This window comes from Desulfosediminicola sp., assembly GCF_048381775.1.
Classification (GTDB): domain Bacteria; phylum Desulfobacterota; class Desulfobulbia; order Desulfobulbales; family Desulfocapsaceae; genus Desulfopila; species Desulfopila ganghwensis.
This window is the reverse complement of record NZ_JBLXGE010000001.1, coordinates 126,617-145,171: the sequence shown is the minus strand read 5'-3', so window position 1 is coordinate 145,171 and position 18,555 is coordinate 126,617. Positions and strand designations below refer to the sequence as shown.

Annotated in this window: 15 protein-coding genes; 10 read left to right on the top strand and 5 right to left on the bottom strand. The window is 49.4% G+C overall.

What is annotated here, in order from left to right:
• Positions 1-353: 353 nt before the first annotated feature.
• Complete coding sequence (locus ACN5NT_RS00645; RefSeq protein ID WP_419174120.1) at positions 354-965, top strand: nitroreductase family protein; 612 nt, start codon at positions 354-356, stop codon at positions 963-965.
• A gap of 374 nt (positions 966-1,339) precedes the next feature.
• A complete protein-coding gene (locus ACN5NT_RS00640; RefSeq protein ID WP_419174119.1) occupies positions 1,340-2,536 on the top strand; it encodes an aromatic amino acid transaminase in 1,197 nt (398 codons plus the stop codon).
• A gap of 162 nt (positions 2,537-2,698) precedes the next feature.
• Here ACN5NT_RS00640 and hypD read toward each other — a convergent pair whose 3' ends face one another.
• The gene (hypD, locus tag ACN5NT_RS00635) at positions 2,699-5,059 is read right to left on the bottom strand and encodes a trans-4-hydroxy-L-proline dehydratase (protein WP_419174118.1); all 2,361 of its coding nucleotides are present in this window, start codon (positions 5,057-5,059) and stop codon (positions 2,699-2,701) included.
• 4 nt (positions 5,060-5,063) lie between these two features.
• Positions 5,064-5,975: a glycyl-radical enzyme activating protein gene (locus ACN5NT_RS00630; RefSeq protein ID WP_136799326.1), complete on the bottom strand. Its 912-nt coding sequence runs from the start codon at positions 5,973-5,975 to the stop codon at positions 5,064-5,066.
• Positions 5,976-6,184: 209 nt separating this feature from the next.
• On the opposite strand from ACN5NT_RS00630, the gene ACN5NT_RS00625 reads away from it, so the two are divergent.
• The 4 genes from ACN5NT_RS00625 to ACN5NT_RS00610 all read left to right on the top strand — a co-directional run bounded on the left by ACN5NT_RS00625 (position 6,185) and on the right by ACN5NT_RS00610 (position 9,491).
• Complete coding sequence (locus ACN5NT_RS00625; protein ID WP_419174117.1) at positions 6,185-6,589, top strand: DUF4332 domain-containing protein; 405 nt, start codon at positions 6,185-6,187, stop codon at positions 6,587-6,589.
• A 104-nt stretch (positions 6,590-6,693) separates the two neighbouring features.
• Positions 6,694-7,905, top strand: coding sequence for a hypothetical protein (locus ACN5NT_RS00620; protein WP_419174116.1), 1,212 nt, complete (start codon positions 6,694-6,696; stop codon positions 7,903-7,905).
• 131 nt (positions 7,906-8,036) lie between these two features.
• A complete protein-coding gene (gene thiD / locus ACN5NT_RS00615; RefSeq protein WP_419174115.1) occupies positions 8,037-8,840 on the top strand; it encodes a bifunctional hydroxymethylpyrimidine kinase/phosphomethylpyrimidine kinase in 804 nt (267 codons plus the stop codon).
• A gap of 81 nt (positions 8,841-8,921) precedes the next feature.
• A complete protein-coding gene (locus tag ACN5NT_RS00610; protein ID WP_167495880.1) occupies positions 8,922-9,491 on the top strand; it encodes a flavodoxin family protein in 570 nt (189 codons plus the stop codon).
• Positions 9,492-9,540: 49 nt separating this feature from the next.
• Here ACN5NT_RS00610 and ACN5NT_RS00605 read toward each other — a convergent pair whose 3' ends face one another.
• Both ACN5NT_RS00605 and ACN5NT_RS00600 read right to left on the bottom strand, forming a co-directional pair.
• Positions 9,541-11,961, bottom strand: a complete 2,421-nt coding sequence (locus ACN5NT_RS00605) for a PAS domain S-box protein (RefSeq protein ID WP_419174114.1) — start codon at positions 11,959-11,961, stop codon at positions 9,541-9,543.
• Positions 11,962-12,109: 148 nt separating this feature from the next.
• Complete coding sequence (locus ACN5NT_RS00600) at positions 12,110-13,288, bottom strand: iron-containing alcohol dehydrogenase (protein WP_419174113.1); 1,179 nt, start codon at positions 13,286-13,288, stop codon at positions 12,110-12,112.
• Between the two features lie 429 nt (positions 13,289-13,717).
• Between ACN5NT_RS00600 and ilvB the strand changes: the two genes are divergently transcribed.
• Positions 13,718-15,406 carry an acetolactate synthase large subunit gene (gene ilvB / locus ACN5NT_RS00595; protein WP_419174112.1) on the top strand — a complete coding sequence of 563 codons (1,689 nt, stop codon included), beginning with the start codon at positions 13,718-13,720 and terminating at the stop codon, positions 15,404-15,406.
• Positions 15,387-15,686, top strand: a complete 300-nt coding sequence (locus ACN5NT_RS00590) for an ACT domain-containing protein (protein ID WP_136799318.1) — start codon at positions 15,387-15,389, stop codon at positions 15,684-15,686. Before ilvB ends, ACN5NT_RS00590 begins: the two co-directional genes overlap by 20 nt.
• A 409-nt stretch (positions 15,687-16,095) precedes the next feature.
• Here ACN5NT_RS00590 and ACN5NT_RS00585 read toward each other — a convergent pair whose 3' ends face one another.
• Positions 16,096-16,557, bottom strand: coding sequence for a hypothetical protein (locus tag ACN5NT_RS00585; RefSeq protein ID WP_419174111.1), 462 nt, complete (start codon positions 16,555-16,557; stop codon positions 16,096-16,098).
• A 334-nt stretch (positions 16,558-16,891) separates the two neighbouring features.
• Here ACN5NT_RS00585 and ACN5NT_RS00580 point away from each other — a divergent pair, with 334 nt between their 5' ends.
• On the top strand, positions 16,892-17,092 hold the full coding sequence (locus ACN5NT_RS00580) for a cold-shock protein (protein ID WP_136799316.1): 201 nt from the start codon (positions 16,892-16,894) through the stop codon (positions 17,090-17,092).
• A 595-nt stretch (positions 17,093-17,687) separates the two neighbouring features.
• On the top strand, positions 17,688-18,518 hold the full coding sequence (locus tag ACN5NT_RS00575) for a class I SAM-dependent methyltransferase (protein WP_419174110.1): 831 nt from the start codon (positions 17,688-17,690) through the stop codon (positions 18,516-18,518).
• The last annotated feature ends 37 nt before the right edge of the window (positions 18,519-18,555 follow it).

The window sequence follows — 18,555 nt, the reverse complement described above, 5'->3', positions numbered from 1 at the left end:
CCCGTACCTCCTTCCGGGGTGCGGGCTTTTTTGTTAGAGGGACAGGCATGGGTTGTTCGTTAATGTTTGTGCTTCCAGCCGCCCTCTTGCTTGCTTTGACATGGCAATAATGATAATAGTGTTTCTGTTTCCAGGCGGCTATCAACCTGGGCAAAAAGAATGATCGGTTTTACAGCCTCAAGTTTTCAGGCTGCCCTGATGTACTCTTTGCACATTCCCGAGGTATCATCTTTCCAGCTATTCGATATCCGGCGAAAGCTCATAGCTTGCACTTCAGACTTCAAATAACGGAAACAATCGACAAACACGTCTAGACATCATAACGAACTCATTGCATAGTCAAGGATCGACCCATGGATAATTCTCCGATGAACCCGACTTTACAGACAATTTACTCCCGCCATTCGGTGCGCCAGTTTGAGGACACGCCGGTTGATGAGGAGACGATCAAAACCATACTCGATGCAGCCAACCAGGCTCCGTCAGCACATAATCAACAGTCCTGGCAATTTATTGTGCTACAGGGGGAAAAGAAGCAGGAACTTTCCCAGTTGGTAAGTAGAAGTGGTGCGAATTTCCCCAAACCTTCGGCTGCGATACTCCGCATGGCCGCGCGCAGTCTTGCCAATGCTCCGGTGGTAATCGCCGTAAAAAATACCGGCAGTCTCATCAGCCACGGTAGTGAGCTGTTCCAGATTGAAAAAGAACGTTCCTGGGACTTCTTTCGTACCATGGAAATCCAGAGCTCTGCCGCTGCGGTGGAAAACCTGATGCTGGCGGCCACTTCTCTGGGCCTTGGCAGTGTCTGGTTGGGAATACTGTATCTGATCAAAGCCGAAGTCCTGGACTTCCTCGGTGAAGAGCAAGGTGAATTCATGGCGGTGATACCGGTTGGTTACCCAAAGAAGGAAGTTGGGGGGCCGAAGAAGAAATCGCTGGAGTATGTTCTCAAAGAGTTGAAGTAGCCTGTATTCCACGCCTTGGCCGGCTCACCAGGTGATCAACTCTAGGGGGGTAAACCCCGGTGTCAGAGATACGGAGTTGCCGGGTGAAGCCGGGATTATTTATAATTGCCGGTGACAACTACAGGGTAGTCTCGCTTGAAAAAGAGCGTTTACCTTCGATAATACGATATCATTTTTTTAAACAATCTGATATTGTGTGATAATCTAATGCGGCTATGTAGCTGTATTCCTCGCCAGTTTTCCTGAATTCCCTGTTCCGGGGCACATGAATTTCCAATGCGTATATTGCACCAATCATGTCGATGTGTTCGGTAAAGGGCGGGGAACAGACTCTTTTATATAACAGAACATTTTTATCAGATGCGGAGGCACAAATGTGGAAGAATATTGAGGCCGCACCGGCGGACTCCATTCTTGGCCTGACAGAGGCGTTCAAGAACGACTCCAATCCGGCTAAGGTAAATCTTGGGGTTGGTGTGTATAAGGATGACGCAGGAAACACCCCGATATTGGGCAGTGTTAAGGCTGCTGAGAGAATTCTGGTGGAGAAAGAGACCACCAAGAGTTATCTGCCGATCTCCGGCGATCCGGGGTATGGTGCCGCTGTGCAGAAATTGCTTTTCGGCGAAAACAGCGAAGTTATAACCTCCGGCCGGGCAGCGACGGTCCATGCACCTGGTGGTACCGGTGCACTTCGGGTCGGAGCTGAGTTGCTGAAGAAGTTCAAGAAACAGGCCAAAGTCTGGATCAGCAAACCGACCTGGGCAAATCACAAGGGTATCTTCAGTGCGGCAGGTTTTGAGCTCGCTGAATACGCCTATTATGATGCGGGCACTATGAGCCTCGATTTTGATGGCATGCTGGCAAGTCTTGAAACCGTTCCAGCGGGAGATGTGGTGTTGCTGCATGCCTGCTGCCATAACCCGAGCGGTGTGGATCTGAATGAGGAGCAGTGGAGCAAGGTTGTCGCTCTGGGCAAGGAGAAGGGCTGGGTTCCTTTTCTGGACTTCGCATACCAGGGTTTCGGCGCGGGCGTTGAGGCTGACCGCTATGCAGTGGAGCAGTTTGCAGCGGCTGGCGTAGACTTTTTCGTGGCAAGTTCCTTTTCCAAGAATTTTGGCTTGTACAACGAGCGTACCGGTGCCTTGACCCTGATCAGCCCGACCAAGGAAGAGTCTCAGGTTGCCATGAGCCATCTGAAGAGCACTGTTCGGGTCATCTACTCCAACCCGCCTGCCCACGGTGGTCTGGTTGCGGCAACTATCCTTGCTGATTCAGCTCTTTATGACCAGTGGATTGGTGAACTCGATGAGATGCGTGACCGCATCGTTGCCATGCGCAGCGCACTGGTGGAAGGTCTTGCCGCCCGTGGAGTTGAGCGTGATTTTTCCTTTATCAAGGAGCAACGCGGTATGTTCTCCTTCAGTGGCCTGAGTGACGATATCGTCAGCTGGCTTCGCGATAATAAAGCGATTTACGTAGTGGGCGGCGGCAGAATCAACCTTGCCGGTCTCACCACTGGCAACATCGATTACGTCTGTGATTCCATTGCAGAAGCATTGAAGAAGTAATATTTCTCCAGTCCTTCGTAGAGCCATTTTACAAAGGGCTGTGCTTGGAAATGCAAAAGGCCGGTTGGAGTTGACTCCAACCGGCCTTTTGGTGTTTTAAGACATCACAAGCCGTTTGAGTGATATTGGCCAGAAGCCTGTCGGACTCAGCCCGGCAGATTCCTAGGCGAGTTCCTGCTCGGTCCGGGAAATAATCTCTGCCTGGTGCTCGCTATCGAGGTCGGTAAAGTAATCGCTGTAACCGGCGACGCGCACCAGCAGGTTGCGGTACTCGTCAGGATGCTGCTGGGCTTTTTTCAGGGTAGCGGTGTCGACCACGTTGAACTGGATGTGATGACCACCCAGGGCAAAGTAGGTACGCACCAGCCCACAGAGCTGTTTGAGATCCTGTTCGGTCTTCAGCACCGAGGGCAGGAAGCGCTGGTTCAGCAGGGTTCCACCTGATTTCACCTGGTCCATCTTGCTGAGCGATTTGATAACTGCCGTAGGGCCGTTTCTGTCGGCTCCCTGGGAAGGGGATGTTCCATCAGAGAGCGGTAGCTGGGCGAGGCGACCATTGGCGCTGGCGCCGAGCATCTTGCCGAAATAGACATGGCAGGTGGTGGACAGCATGTTCAGGTGGTAGACGGTTCCCTTGGTGTTGGGTTTGCCATCAATTGCCTCAAAGAGGCTGTCATAAACGCGCTGCATGATGCTGTCAGCCCGTTCATCATCATTGCCGAAGAATGGCGTCTTATTCCAGAGTTTAAGGCGCAGTGGCTCACTGCCTGCAAAATTGTTTTCCAGTGCGGTCTGTAATTCAGCCATTCCGATCACCTTGGACTCAAAGACGTGGGTCTTGATGGCTGACAAGCTGTCGGTGACGGTGCCTATTCCGCAGCACTGGATGTAGTTGGTGTTATAGCGGGGCCCACCGTTGTAGTAATCCCTGCCCTTTTCAATGCAGTCCCGGATAACCACAGATAGAAACGGCGCCGGAGAGTAGCGGGCATACATGCGTTCGATGTAATTGTTGACCTTGATTTTCAGGTTGACCACATGCTCGAGCTGTTTGTTGAACGCCTCGTACAATTCGTCAAATGAGGTAAAGCCGGTGGCTTCGCCGGTTTCCAGGCCGACTTTCTTGCCGGTCAGCGGGTCGACACCGTTGTTCAGGGTGATTTCAAGAATCTTGGGCACGTTGAGGTAGCCGGTGAGAATATAGGCTTCTTTACCGAAGGCGCCGGTTTCAACGCAGCCGCTGGTCCCGCCTTCCCGGGCATCTTCAAAAGTTTTTCCCACCCGCACCTGCTCCATGACCACCATGTCAGTGTTAAATACCGAAGGGTAGCCGTAACCTTTTCTGATGACCCCGGCTGCCGCCTGCAGAAACCGCTCGGGGGTTTTGACGCTCACATGCACGCTTGGCTGAGGCTGGAGCAGATGCAGTTCGTCTGCGACCTCAAGAGCAATGAAAGACACCTCCGAGCTGCCGTCGGTACCGTCTTTTTTCAGACCGCCAAGATTAACCTGGGTAAAGTCGTTGTACGTTCCACTCTCTTTAGCGGTTACACCTACTTTAGGTGGCGCGGTGTGGTTGTTGACTTTGATCCAGAGACAACTGATGAGCTCTTTGGCCCTCTCGCGGTCGATGGTGCCCGCCTGAATTTCACGCTGGTAATAGGGCTGAAGATGCTGGTCGATGTGGCCGGGGCTCATGGCATCCCAGCCATTGAGTTCGGTGATTGTGCCTAAATGGACGAACCAGTACATCTGCAGGGCTTCGTGAAAGGTATCCGGTTTGTTGGCAGGAACTTTGCGGCAGATTCTGGCAATTTCCAGGAGTTCTTCCTGGCGGGCGGTAACTGTTGTCTCCGCTGCGAGTTGCTCGGCATAGGCAGCGTGGCGTTCGGCAAAGATGATTGCGGCATCACAACTGATGGCCATGGCCTGGAGTTGTTCCCGTTTATCTGCGGCTTCCGGGTCGTTTTCGAAATCAAGTCTGTCGATCCGATCCTGAATGCGTGTCTTGAAATCGTTCAGGCCGTTTTCATAGATTATTCCGTCGAGAACGGTGTGGCCCGGTGCCCGTTGCTCCATGAATTCTGTAAAGAGACCGGCCTCATAGGCATTTCGCCATTCTTCGGGGATTTCACTGAAAATCCGGTCACGCATGGATCTGCCCTGCCAGTAGGGGATGACTTTTTCCTCGTAAAGCGCAATATCAGCAGCATCAACCCGGTAGTTGGTCATGGTGCGGTCGTTCAGGGTGCGCAGGTCTTCCGCCGTGTGGCAGGTCAGTTCGGGGAAGGTGGGAACAGCCTTGGGTTCGGGGCCGCGCTCGCCGACCAGTAATTCATCGTCTCCGATGAAAATAGTTTTGTTCTCACAGAGATATTTGAAGTTGAGGGCGCGAAGTACAGGTAACGAATATTTACCACTGTTTTCCTGGTAGAATTCTGTTTCGAGCAGGGCGCGCTCAATGGAAATTGACGGTTTGGTTTCAAAGCTTAACTTGCGCAGGCGGGTAATTCTTTCATTCATCTTTCTATCCTCCTAAATGGACATCAAGTCCATAATTCTGCAGGGTGTTTTTTACTCGGGCGAGGGTGAGCGTGTCGGGGACGTTACTTTCTGCGGCGTGATAGCTGTTGCCGAGTTTTAGATATTTGCTGCTGGCGAAATGGTGATAGGCAAGCAGGTCAACCCGACGAATGCGACCAAGGCTTGCAATAAATTCTGCGGTGGCTCGTATGTTTTCGTCACTGTCGTTAATTCCCTTCAGCAAAGGGATCCTGATACGGATATCCACCGGCAGCCTGGAAATCCGCTCAAGATTAGAGAGAATCAGTTCATTGGGCACACCGGTGAATTCCCGGTGCAGGTAGGGGTCCATATGCTTGAGGTCAAAAAGGAACATCTCGGTGTGTTCGGCAACATCGAGCAGATGTGGGGTAGGGGCAAAGCCGGTGGTATCAATTGCCCTGTGAATCCCTTTTTCACCGCACCGCTCCAGGAGTGTCATCAGAGCGTCTTTTTGCATCAGCGGTTCGCCACCGGAAAAGGTGACACCGCCACCAGACTGGTCGAAGAAAGGCAGATCTTTTTCGATTTCGGCCATTATCTGCTGAACCGAACTGGTGTAGCCAACGGCTTCCTGGGCGAGGGAGGGACAGATTTCCACACATTCAAAACAGTTACTGCACAGTTTCTGATCCCGCACGAGTCCGGATTGGGTAACAGAGAGTGCGTTTTGCGGGCAAGCTGCAATACACTCCCGGCAACCGATACACTTGTCTGGGATAAAGACAACTTCGCTCCGGGCAGAGATTCCTTCAGGATTATGGCACCAGAAACAGCTGAGTGGACAACCCTTGAAAAAGACTGTGGTCCTGATATTCGGTCCGTCGTGGAGCGCGTAACGTTTTATAGAAAATATAAGTGGTTTAAGCGAGTTCATACCGCTACATAACAGCAAATGGTCAAAGTGGGCAAATGTTTTGTATGCATCCGCTATTCGTTGGTAATAAATATTATTGGCAACTTGACATTATCACACAGATACATAGCTTTGGACTAGTAAAAGTCCTTTTATCACAGGACGTTTCAGGGAAGTACACTGCAGTACTCATACGCTCAAATATAATACATTTGTAGAGGTGGATTATTATGGCAAGAATTTCATCCATTGAGGGTATTGGCGAAAAATATAGTGATAAACTGGAGAAAGCCGGTGTGAAAACAGTTGAGGCTCTCCTTGAAGTAGGCGCGACCAGGAAGGGAAGAAAGGAAATTGCGGCAAAAGCTAAAGTCAGCGAAAAGATGATTCTCGACTGGGTCAATCGTGCTGATCTGTTTCGTGTAAAAGGTGTAGGTTCCCAATATGCTGATCTTCTGGAGAATGCCGGGATAGACAGCGTACCGGAACTCGCCCAGCGTAACCCTGAGCATCTGTTTTTAAAACTGCAGGAAATTAACGATGCCAAGCATCTGGTTCGTTCGATGCCATACTTGAAGCAGGTGCGCAAGTGGGTTGGCAGGGCTCAGGATCTGCCCAAAGTGGTGTCACATTGACTTTATCCGTTATAAAGGGGGCCAATTCTGTCCCCTTTCTCTTTAGGTCGTTAGCGGAAGAAGAAGCCAGGCAACGTCACAGAAATAAAATCCGGAGGGTTGTGATGCGTCTCATTCAGGCCAAGGCTCGGTGTGTTGAAGGAGTGCATGACAGTGGCTGGTTTGTACCGGGAGGAGAGACCACCGTCATTTATGATCCTGAAGGAAAGAGTATCTCCCCGCTTTTTTCAGCGCTTCAGGCCCTGAACCCACCTTACGATATAAGAGAGAAAAAACCGTTTCTCTCCCATCCGAAAGTCTGGCAGCAGGGCTCATATGGAAGAAAAGTGATCCCTGAGAAGAAAACAGCTGTAATGATGGTTTATTCAGCTGTTCCCGATTTGGTGCGTGAACTCGCGGAGCTTGATGAATCGCTTTTCGAGACAGACAGGATCGAGGTGGGTCGAAGACTTGATTATAGTCGGTGGATTACATTTGTAGAGATTTCGGCTTCCGGTCGCTGGAGTGATGTCAAGGAAGGCTTTCAACAATTGAGAACGCTGGTGAAATCCCGTGAGGACCAGGAGAGATGTTCGTTCATGGACGACCTGCAGGGCACTGACAGGTTGAAGGGAGACTTGGCCGATAATTGCCGCAACTGGCTCAACTGGCTTAATAATACGATCTCTGATTTGAGTGATGAAGAAAGCAGTGTCTATGAGAACTGTCTTCAAAGGGTCAATCTTGCCGGACGGTTTGATAGGGCGCGGCAGCATGTTGAAAAATGGCTTCCTCCAACCCTGGCCATCGGCTGCAACCATTTTGAGGGTAAATCATGGTCGTTGCAATCAGAAGAGCAGATTGGGGCGGCAGCGTGTTTACTGAAAAGGGCTAATATTGATCTCCTGCAGGGAGGAGCAGGGCTGCTTTTTGAGGCGAGAGAATCGCTGGCGGGAACTACAGCGCTGCTGGAATCTGAGGAACAGTTTCGCGAGCTAACAGAGAAACCGCAACTCGTCCTGGGGCGGGATCGGTTTGAGGTGTACTGGGGTGAGAGTGATTCTACGCTACGTTCTTTACAGAAGTATCTCTATATTTCCTGTCTGCTATCATTGGTTACGCACGGGCGAAAACCACTGCTGCTGCTCGATTTGACTAAATGGCGGGGGGAGCGCAATGAAACCGGCAATCTGACCAAATGGATACAGGCGCTTGGTAAAAGCTGCCAGGTGATTGTTGGTACTGACAGTGAAGCAATCGCCAAGGAGAATGGGTGGCAGGCGGTTTTACGGGTGGGTGCAGGTGGCCTGGGAAAAGGCATGCTGCTCAAGGATTAAGGTTCCTCATAATGTGCTTCACTTAGCCTTTCTGTCATTTCCGATATTCACCATAAATCTTGTATTGGCCTGGTGCCTCATGTACAGTTTTCGGGAAAAACATCCTGAAAAATAACTTCTATTGTGGGACTATGGAAAAATATACGAGATTACTGACGATTGCCGGTTCAGACAGTGGTGGTGGCGCTGGAATTCAGGCGGACCTGAAAACTTTCTCAGCCTGTGGTTGCTATGGTATGAGCGCAATCACTGCCCTGACCGCACAAAATACACTGGGCGTGACCGATATATATCCGGTCGCCACACCGTTTCTGGAGGCGCAATTACGGGCGGTGCTGGATGATATAGGCGTTGACGCCATAAAAATAGGCATGCTCCATTCTACGGAAGTTATCGAGTGCGTGGCAGCAATTCTCAAAGAATATAAGTGTATGAAAGTGGTGCTGGACCCGGTCATGGTGGCCACCAGTGGCCATAAACTCATAGAAGATGATGCAATTGCCGCTCTCAAGGAAGTACTCTTTCCTGCAGTACAGTTGATTACCCCGAACATACCTGAAGCCCAGCTTATCTCCGGCAAGAGTATCAAAGGCTCTGAATCCCTGGAATGTGTAGCCCGTGAACTCGCTGAAAGGCACGACCTTGCTGTCCTGCTTAAAGCCGGTCATCTGACTGACGAGTATCTGGAAGATGTGCTGGTGGACGGTGGCGTGGAAAGCAGGTATCGGCAGAAGAGGCTTGAAACCAAAAACACCCATGGCACCGGTTGTACTCTCTCATCTGCCATTGCCTCTTTCTGGGGCAGGGGCTTTGAGCTTGCCGAAGCGGTCAGCAGGGCGGAGGGTTATTTGCACGGTGCAATAACCAAAGGCGCAGAGTACTCTCTGGGGCAAGGTCATGGCCCTGTCCACCATTTCCATCAGGTTTGGAAGTAACCGGAAGAGCAGTTTGAGAGTAATGTCGAGTGGAACCCATCCCAAGAAGTTTCTTGAAGATAACGTGAGGTGTCTATGCATATGGTCATAGTATTAGGGAGCCCCCGAAGAAATGGAAACAGTGAGATTCTGGCCAAGGCTGTGGCAGAAGGGTTTGAGAGTACTGGAGGCTCGGTGGAGTATATTCGCTTGAATGATCTGGCCATTCGTCCCTGCCAGGGATGCGGGGGGTGCGACAAGACCGGTGTCTGTGTGATCAAGGATGAAATGGTGGATGTCTATGAACAGGTGGATCGGGCTGACAGGCTGTTGATCGTAAGTCCGATTTATTTCTATTCGCTCTCTGCCCAGACCAAAATATTTATCGATCGTATGCAGGCGCGATGGTCACGCCGCTACAACCTCAAGCAGCGGTTCAGGGAGAATGAAGGGCGACGCGGATATTTGCTGGCTACGGCTGCGACCAGGGGCCAGAAGCTTTTTGAAAGCAGCGAACTGATGGTACGGTATTCGCTCGACGCCATGGACATGGAGTGCGGTGAATCCCTGCTGGTTCGCGGTGTAGACGACCGCGGCGCGGTCAAAGGTGAGGAGGACGAACTTACCCGTGCCAGAAATTTTGGTGAAAATATCTGCTCCGGCACTATCTGATAGTTGTCCGATTTCGAAGAGGCTTATCAGCGGATCCTTCTCAGGAAGGCTACTGACTGCTGTGAGCCTCGCACAGCACCTTTTGCAGGGTTTGGCTCAAGGCTTTAGTATCAACCGGCTTGGTGAGATATTCGTCCATCCCGGCCTCTAAAAATTTTTCTCGATCCCCCTTCATTGCATGGGCAGTTACCGCAATGATTGGTATGACTTCAGCGTTTTCAGTTTTCAGGCCCCGAATCTTGGCGGCGGTTTCCACACCATCCATCTCCGGCATTTGAATATCCATCAGGATACAGTCGAAAGACTCGTGTTCAAGCAGTCGTATCGCTTCACAACCATTTTGGGCCAGGCTGACTGAGCAACCGAGGTTACGTAACATGCCGGTTATGACCATGGCGTTTATCCGCTCGTCTTCCACCACCATTATACTGGTGTTGCTAAAGCACTCTTCAAGGGATTGATGTTGGGGGGGAGAGGGGCTTCGATCAGTAATTGACCGTTGAGCAATAATTGAAAAAACTATTGTTGTACCGGATTTTTCTTTTGATCTGAGTTCAACTGTACCACCCATCAATTCTACCAGTCTCTTGACGATACTCAAGCCCAACCCGGTACCGCTGTATTTGCGGCGAAACGAACCATCGGCTTGAACAAAAGGTTCAAAAAGCTGGTCTTGCAGATGGAACGGAATGCCAATACCGCTATCTTCGATGACAAAGGTAACTTCAGTGAGATTCTCATCATCTTTTTGAGGAGCCGGACTTGCGCTTACGTGCAGGTGGATTTTTCCATTATGGGTAAACTTGACCGAGTTGCCAATCAGGTTGAAGAGAATCTGCTGCAGCCTTGATTGGTCGGCAATTATGAAATCGGGTACATCCGGTGAGAGGAGAAGGCGAAGATCGACGTTTGTGTGGTCAATCTGGTTTTCAAATGAGTAGGTGATAGATTGCAACAGGTCCTTGATGTTGAAACAGCCCGGCGCCAGTTCAACTTTCCCAGCTTCGATTTTCGAAAAATCCAATATGTCAGTGATCAGCTGCAAAAGGTTGGACCCGGAATGGCTGGCGGTGGTGACGTAGTCTACCTGGGCCTGATCGAGATTAGTATTGCTCAGTAGCTGCAACATGCCGAGAATACCATTCATCGGTGTGCGAATTTCGTGGCTCATGTTAGCAAGAAATTCAGATTTTGCCGTGCTTGCTGCAAGTGCCTGCTCCTTGGCTCGTTCAAGCTCTTTTTGAGTTTCAACCCTGGAGGTGACATCGCGGCTTACACCAATAACACCACGAAAACGGTTTTTTTCATCGAAAATGGCCGAAGTTACTGTTTCGATCCAAAACGAGGAACCGTCTTTATGGTTCATTTCAAATTCCCAGTATTGCTGCTTGTTTCGAGCTAAATGCTGACGGATTATGCTTTTGTAGTGGCGGGTGAAGGCGGGGAAAAAGTAATGAGATTTTCGGGGAAACAGGGAGCCAATGGGGGCGTTAACAAACTCTTCCGGGGTGAAGCCGGTCGCCTCCTTGATCGAAGGGGTTACGTAATCAAATTCAAGACTCTCATTCATCGTCCAGATAACGTCACGAACGTTTTCAGCAAGCAGACGATAGCGTTTTTCCGCCAGTTGTCTCTTTTCCTGCTCCTTTTTTTCCTGGGTGACATTTCTCCCTGTTCCAACAGTGCCGATGACGTTACCTTCCAGGTCGAACATGGGGGCTTTATTGACATCCAGCATGATATATTTTCCACGTATATAGCCATCTTCGAGGAAACGGGCTGATTCCCTGGTGGATTTGACGACGTCATCGGAATTAATACATTTTTCACCGAAGGTGTGGATGTGGCCACGTTCTCTTTCTCTTTTGGCGAAATAAATGTCTGTCTTTCCATGAGGCGCGTGGGTGTGTGTGCATTTCAGCAGGTCGTCGCAGATAGCTTTGTTGGCGAACAGATATTTATTGTCCGTATCTTTAGCCCAGATCATGTCTGGGGCGGTATCCGCCATTAACCGCATCAGGTTGTAAAGTTCGAAATATTTCTCTTCACTCTTTTTCAGGGCGTCGTCAGCCATCTTCTGAGCAGTAATATCCCGAAGAGTTGAAGCAATGGCAACTGATTCGCCTAGCTCAACAAGTGTTGCGGAAATGCTAACATTTTTATTGATCGCATTGGTGGATTTGAGTTCAGTTTCAAAATCATGAACCTTGTTTGAATGTTGAAGTTCTGCAACAAAATGTTTTCGTTTCTCGGGCGCGGCCCAGAACCTGGTGACAGGCAGTCCCACTGCATCTTTCGGGCAAATTTGCAACATCTTTGCCGCGGCGTTGTTTATGTAAAGAATAACTCCCTGGGCAAGGTCACTGACCATCATGGGGAGGATGGTCATGTCCAATAGTTTTTTGTAGTGGCCGTTGATGTGCTCCACAGCTTGTGTGGGCTGAGGCGTCTGTTGGGATGTGTCAAGCATGTTTTCTCCTTATCATCTCAAACAATGAACAAAGCTAACAGGCTGTATTTCTATATGGTCTGACAAATGCTCTAACATACTTATGAACGACTGAAATTGCTACCCTTAGTAGTAATAGCAACCTGAAATACCATATATCGAGCGAAGATTATAGCCGGGCCCTGAGTATCTGAAGCAGTTGTTCATCGGTGAATTGCACCGGGTTATATTTATTTGAGGATGTGGCGACAACCTTTTCCAGATCTTCATATGATATGGAAAACGAAGACAGCTTTGGCAGATGTAACGATTCCGTGAGATTTACCAGATAGCTGATGAACGCCATGGCGTCCTCTACCTGCGAAGTTGTCTCCTCTTTGATCATTCTGCCTAAAGCTGCGTATTTGGAGAGCGCGATGGCTGAGGGTTGCGACTCAGGCTCTGTAAGCAATTGCTCAAGGGCAAACATGTTGGCAGCTGCCATTAACGTGCCGCAGACAATTCCATGGGGAATCGGAAAATATCCGCCAAGCGCTGAAGCAAACCCATGTACGGTACCAAGCCCGGCATTGGCAAGCACAATTCCTGAAAGATAGGAGCCATAGCAGAGGTCACTGCGTGCCTCCAGGTTATTGCCGTCTGCTATTGCCTGGGGAAGTGATTGTATAACGGTGCGAATTCCGGTAAGTGCCAGGGCATCGGTAATGGGAGACGCATTGGTGGAAAGATACGCTTCGACAAGCTGGGAAAAGGTGTCCATGCCACAGGAGATGGTGAGTTCTCTTGGGCATGAAATCGTAAGCTGCGGGTCAAGCAGCGCAAGGTCAGGGATGAATTTATCGTGCCGCAAAGATTTCTTGAACCCCTCAGGGCCGACACTGCAGATAACAGCATTGCTGGTTGCCTCACTGCCGGTGCCGGAGGTGGTCGGTACCGCGATAAACGGCACTTTTAGGCCGCTTGGTTTTCTGGTACCGACTCCCTCAAGGAAATCTGCGACTGATCCGTTTTCGGCAAGCATGGCAGAGACCGCCTTGCCTGTGTCCAGAACGCTGCCGCCACCAATGGCGATAACGGCATCGATGTTTTCCTCTCTGTATTGGTCGGATATCTGGTCGATATCTGCCGGGCTTGGTTCATTGTCTATCCTGCAGAGGGCAAGGGAGAATCCGTTTTGTATAAGTGCCATCTCCAGTGTCGGCCAGACGGGTCCTGAGGTGAAAGAAGAGCCGCCTGCCACGACCAGTAATTTTTTGCCGAATTGTCCCAAGAGGTTGGGGAGTTCCATGATCTTGCCGGCCCCGAATATCAGGGATGGAGTTGATTTGAAATTGAATGATTGAATCATGGGTGACTCCTTTGAGGGGTGGTTGAAGATAAAAAACAACAGTGTGCAAAACACCAAACAAAGTAATGAAAAGGTGGAGTACAGGCAAAGAAAAATTATTTAAATTCAAGGTGCAGGGTAATTTTTATTTCTTGACGGCTTTATTGAATTTTGATAAACGGGAATACTATCAATAGCATTTGAGTTTAAATCTTGTTACGGACTTTTTACGGATGAACCACTTCACCAACAGCGTAAACGCAGTTTCTGTTCTCGCTCTAGCACTTATTCTTGTGAGTGTGGTGGTCGTGGTGCGTAAAGTGGAGGGCGCAGCGCCGTAACGGGAATAAATAAGTAGAAATAGTAACTTAAACCCCTGTCGGCGCAAGCCGGCGGGGGTTTTTTTTGGCCTCGCCGCAAGCGCCGACACAAAACAAGGAGAACCCACCAATGCAAACCATGAATGGAGCGGAGTTAATCATTCGTCTGTTGGAGAGACAGGGGATAACAACAATTTCAGGTATTCCGGGGGGCGCCAATCTGCCGTTATACGATGCCCTCTATTCCAGAAGAAAAATTCGCCATGTCCTGGCACGCCATGAACAGGGGGCGGGATTTATGGCCCAGGGCATGGCCCGGTCCACTGGAGAGGCCGCTGTCTGTTTTGCCACCTCCGGCCCTGGAGCGACCAATATTATGACCGCAATCGCAGATGCTTACCTGGATTCAATCCCTGTGGTCTGTATCACTGGTCAGGTTCCGACATCCCTGATCGGAACAGACGCATTCCAGGAGGTCGATACCTACGGCATGTCGATCCCCATAACCAAACATAATTTCATGGTCCGTTCGGCCCAGGAGTTACTGCATGTGATTCCGGAGGCTTTCAGGCTGGCAACTTCGGGACGACCGGGACCGGTGTTGATCGATGTCCCCAAAGATGTACAGCAGGAGCAGGTTTCCTTTGCCAGGTGGGTCAAGCCGGGACAGTCCGAAGATGCCACCACTGCTTCTGAAGGTGCTCTCAGGCTGGCTGCTAAACTTATCAATGCAGCGAAAAGGCCGGTTCTCTGTCTGGGCGGCGGTGTCATTCACGCGGACGCTGCCGAAGCGGCGATGCAACTGGCAGAACATGCGAAAATTCCCACAGCTATGACCCTGATGGGGCTTGGGGCAATGCCGGCTGATGCCCAGCTTTCCCTGGGGATGCTTGGCATGCATGCGGCTCGATCAACCAACATGATTCTGCAGGAATGTGATCTGTTCATTGCCGCCGGTGCCCGCTTCGACGACCGTGCAACCGGAAAGCTTGTTGAGTTCTGTCCGAATGCCCGCATCATTCACATGGATATCGATCCCAGCGAGGTGAATAAGCTGAAAACAGCCAATATCGGCTTGGTTGGAGATGTGAAGGCTACCCTTGAGGCCCTCCTCCCCCTTATCGGGCCAAACAGGCGCTCCCGCTGGTTGAACAGGGTACGGGTTCTGCAAAACGCCTACCCCATGACCAATGCTGAAAAGATTATTCCTGAAAAACCGTACGGGATTATACTGGAGGTTGCCAGGAGGTTGGGAGATGACGCAATTATCGCCACCGATGTAGGCAAACACCAGATGTGGACTGCACAGGTCTATCCGTTTGCGCGACCGCGGCAATTGCTCACTTCCGGAGGCTTGGGCACCATGGGCTTTGGTTTGCCGACGGCGATCGGAGCGGCCCTGGCCAATCCGGAAAAGCGAGTGGTCTGTTTTTCTGGTGACGGCAGCTTGCAGATGAACATTCAGGAACTGGCCACGGCGGTTGAACAGCAGCTGAATGTTACGGTTATTGTAATGAACAACAACTCCCTGGGGCTGGTGCGTCAGCAGCAGGGATTGTTTTATTCACAACATCATTTCGCCTCAGACTTCCAGATAGATATTAATTTTGCCACCATTGCCAGGGGATTTGGTATGCGGGCCTATGATGTGGGCATTGACGGCAAATTGGAGGATGTTCTCGAGGCAGCCCTCAATGAGCCGGGCCCGTGTCTGGTCAATGCACCGATAGGCAAAGAGGAAGAGGTGTACCCAATTGTTCCTCCGGGAGCTGCAAATATTTCCATGATTGGAGGATCCTATGCCAAGCAGATCGCTTAAAGAAAATACCAATACAGTAATTTTGCAGCTGGAAGTCAACAACCATCCCGGAGTGATGTCCCATATCTGCAGCCTCTTTGCCAGGCGGGCGTATAATCTCGAGGCAATCGCGTGCGTGCCCATTGGCCTGGGGGACCATAGCAGGATCTGGCTGAAGGTGGATGAGATGGATAGACTGGAGCAGGTGGTAAAGCAGATCCAGAAATTGCCGGATGTCCAGGAGGTGAGCACTGCGGACGGTGATCATCCTGTCTTCGAAGGGCTGTATGGTTTCGTTTGAAAAGTATCTCCTTGGAGCGATGGCTGGTGCCTGAATATCAGGCGCCTGGCCTGAGCAGGTTCTGGTCCAGGGGGTTGCTTTATGTTCAGGCAAATCAGAGCGGGATTGTTTTGATATGCTTCCTCGCATATTTATTGAGTTTATACTCTTTAAAACCGACTCTTCCGTTAAAGAGGTCACAGGCCTGGTAATTCGTAGGTCTGTTAGCCAGAGTTTATAGAGTCCTCTCTCTACGATAGCGTGTTGCCAGGGGAGTGGATTGGTCATTGCGTGCAAAAATTTTGCAGGATCTCGTAAGCACTCCCAGTCACAAAGATCACACCCTCTTTTATCGTTGAGTTGAGGCTCGGCCTCGCGATGATCGCCTAAGTCATTATCCCCTCTGTAACCGTATGGGTAGGTATGACCGTCACCGGCGTTGATAAAAACATAATCCAGGCCGCCGCCGCAGGGAAACGGTTGCAGCTTCCGTTCGGTAGCAGAAATTGACCAGGGTAAAGCCGAGTTGCCGAACAAGGGAGAGGAACGTTCTTACACCATGTCGAATATCTTTCTGGTATTCATCAGCCATTCCCCTGTCGCCACTGGCGATACCGTGGTGACACAGGTTGTTTCCCGTTCCTGCCCAGTTGCGGTTGATGCCCAGGTTTGCTGTGGGATAGAGGTTAAACTGGTGAAAGACGGTGAGTGCTTTTTCAATTCCTTTGATTACACCCTTGAAGCCTCTCATTTCTTCATGGGTGGCCGGATTTGCAGAATCGATACCGATCCAGATGTTTCTTAAGGGAGTTGACGTGAGCAGCTGAGCAGTTCGTTTAACCTTATCAAAAAAGTCCGGGCTTTCTGGGTTCCTGAAGATAAAGCCGTTCAAGGGTGGAGCGCTTGAAAGTATTGGTTACCCTCATTAGACATGGCGGCAAGGGAAATGATGAAGCGAAATAATTGATCGGGTAGCCTGAGCTGTTTCAAGAGCTGGTATATTTACCTGCAATGATTGGCCGCTAAATATTCATGAAAAAACAGTGAAAAGGAAAATGACCTGAAGCGTTAGGAAACACTTGCTCAAAAACTATGATAGAAAAAAAATAATATGTCGTATGTATAAATAGTTAAGATAGTCATTGTCTTTTGATAACCATACGTGTATAACACAAAAATGGAGCTATGCGATATGAATTTGATCTATTTAAAGAGGAGTTAAGGTTATGGCTGAAGGAAAAGTTAAATGGTTTAATGATGCGAAGGGGTATGGGTTTATCGAGCAGGAAGGCCAAAAAGACATATTTGTTCACTATTCGGCAATTCAGGAAGAAGGCTTCAAGTCCCTGAAAGAAGGTGAGCCTGTATCATTTGAGATCGTTGAAGGCCCGAAAGGGTTAACTGCTGAGAATGTGTTGAAAGTTTAGAATAGTCTTTCAGTTTGTTATTCGAATTTTCGAGTAATTATTGCTCATAATGTTACAGGTGGTACTGAAGGCGCCTTGGGATGTTTTTATCATCTCAAGGCGCTTTTTTGTTTTTTCTCCATAAAGAGGACTGGAAACAACCGACTGATATGGAAACAGGATATACAAGTATATATGGTTTACCGGGTTGCTGATTTATGCACTGTCCCGGCAGAATATCTGGTGTGCACTTGCTGGCAGAAAGGAATTTGCTCACCACCATCCCCAGCTTGAAACAGGTGAGGGCTCAAGTGGAAGGAGTCGGGAGTGACACGACATCATAGCCGGGTTAAGTTATGCTGTATTGCAATTTTATATCAGTAGCATAAGCTGTTGCCTGATTCCTCCGGGTTTCCGAAAAGTGCTCCCCTCAGGGTTACTTGCAATAAATACTTTGGGATAATGTCCGGGGAGAAATAGCCTTGGAGCACAGTCCATCCAGCGTTATCTTCTTCAATATTTCGTTCGTTAATACAGGCAACTATGATTTATTATAAAGCTTTGCACCTAATGCTTGCTGAACTGGTAAGAAATTCGAGTTGAAAGATGGAGAACCATGGCTGTTAACCTGAAGACTTTACTTCAAGATTCCTTATCACCTGACGAGTTGGATTGTTTGGTTCGCTCGTATGATGTTATTGGTGATATTGCCATGATCATCATACCGGATCGGTTGATTGGTAAAGAGCATCTTATTGGTGAGACAATACTACGAAATAATAAACGTATTAAAGTTGTGGCCAAGCGAGTTGGTATATATGGCGGTGAATATCGCACGATAGGATTGGAGATACTCGCAGGTGAGAATCGTAAGGAGACTGAGCATAAAGAGTTCGGAATACGCCTTCAGGTAAACCCTGAGCGCGTGTATTTTTCTGTGCGCAGCGGGACAGAACGCAAACGTATTGCAAATCTTGTCCGTGAGGGTGAAAACGTGCTGGTGCTGTTTTCTGGAATAGCACCTTACCCGCTGGTAATAGGGGGCAATAGCTGTGCTCAAGAGATTGTGGGGATTGAAAAAAATCCTGAAGCACATAATTACGCGGTAAAAAATTTAAAATTAAACCGGAAAATAAAAAATGTAAAACTCTACTGCGGTGATGTGGCTGAGATAGTGCCCTCGCTTGATAAACGTTTTGATCGTATCGTCATGCCGTTACCGACAAGAGGCCACGACTTTCTGGATATGGCGGTCAGTGTTTTAAAAGAAAATGGTACTCTGCATTACTATGACATGCAGAAGTCAGATAATTTTAAGGAATCTCAATATAAAGTAAATGATTGCTGTATCCGTGCAGGCAGGCAGGTGCTTGAGGGAGGAGTGACCAGGTGCGGGCATTGCGCTCCCCGGACCTTTCGTATCTGTGTCGATGCAGTTATCCGGTAATTAAATGTAATTATAGTTTTCCTGAGAATAAGGCCAT

What these genes read in the sequence shown, in the direction of transcription:
- ACN5NT_RS00580 (WP_136799316.1), top strand. Translation starts at nt 16,892, where the DNA reads ATGGCTGAAGGAAAAGTTAAATGGTTTAATGATGCGAAGGGGTATGGG.
- hypD (WP_419174118.1), bottom strand. Translation starts at nt 5,059, where the DNA reads ATGAATGAAAGAATTACCCGCCTGCGCAAGTTAAGCTTTGAAACCAAA.
- ACN5NT_RS00590 (WP_136799318.1), top strand. Translation starts at nt 15,387, where the DNA reads ATGCCAAGCAGATCGCTTAAAGAAAATACCAATACAGTAATTTTGCAG.
- ACN5NT_RS00630 (WP_136799326.1), bottom strand. Translation starts at nt 5,975, where the DNA reads ATGAACTCGCTTAAACCACTTATATTTTCTATAAAACGTTACGCGCTC.
- ACN5NT_RS00625 (WP_419174117.1), top strand. Translation starts at nt 6,185, where the DNA reads ATGGCAAGAATTTCATCCATTGAGGGTATTGGCGAAAAATATAGTGAT.
- ACN5NT_RS00640 (WP_419174119.1), top strand. Translation starts at nt 1,340, where the DNA reads ATGTGGAAGAATATTGAGGCCGCACCGGCGGACTCCATTCTTGGCCTG.
- ACN5NT_RS00610 (WP_167495880.1), top strand. Translation starts at nt 8,922, where the DNA reads ATGGTCATAGTATTAGGGAGCCCCCGAAGAAATGGAAACAGTGAGATT.
- thiD (WP_419174115.1), top strand. Translation starts at nt 8,037, where the DNA reads ATGGAAAAATATACGAGATTACTGACGATTGCCGGTTCAGACAGTGGT.
- ACN5NT_RS00605 (WP_419174114.1), bottom strand. Translation starts at nt 11,961, where the DNA reads ATGCTTGACACATCCCAACAGACGCCTCAGCCCACACAAGCTGTGGAG.
- ACN5NT_RS00575 (WP_419174110.1), top strand. Translation starts at nt 17,688, where the DNA reads ATGGCTGTTAACCTGAAGACTTTACTTCAAGATTCCTTATCACCTGAC.
- ilvB (WP_419174112.1), top strand. Translation starts at nt 13,718, where the DNA reads ATGCAAACCATGAATGGAGCGGAGTTAATCATTCGTCTGTTGGAGAGA.
- ACN5NT_RS00645 (WP_419174120.1), top strand. Translation starts at nt 354, where the DNA reads ATGGATAATTCTCCGATGAACCCGACTTTACAGACAATTTACTCCCGC.
- ACN5NT_RS00620 (WP_419174116.1), top strand. Translation starts at nt 6,694, where the DNA reads ATGCGTCTCATTCAGGCCAAGGCTCGGTGTGTTGAAGGAGTGCATGAC.
- ACN5NT_RS00600 (WP_419174113.1), bottom strand. Translation starts at nt 13,288, where the DNA reads ATGATTCAATCATTCAATTTCAAATCAACTCCATCCCTGATATTCGGG.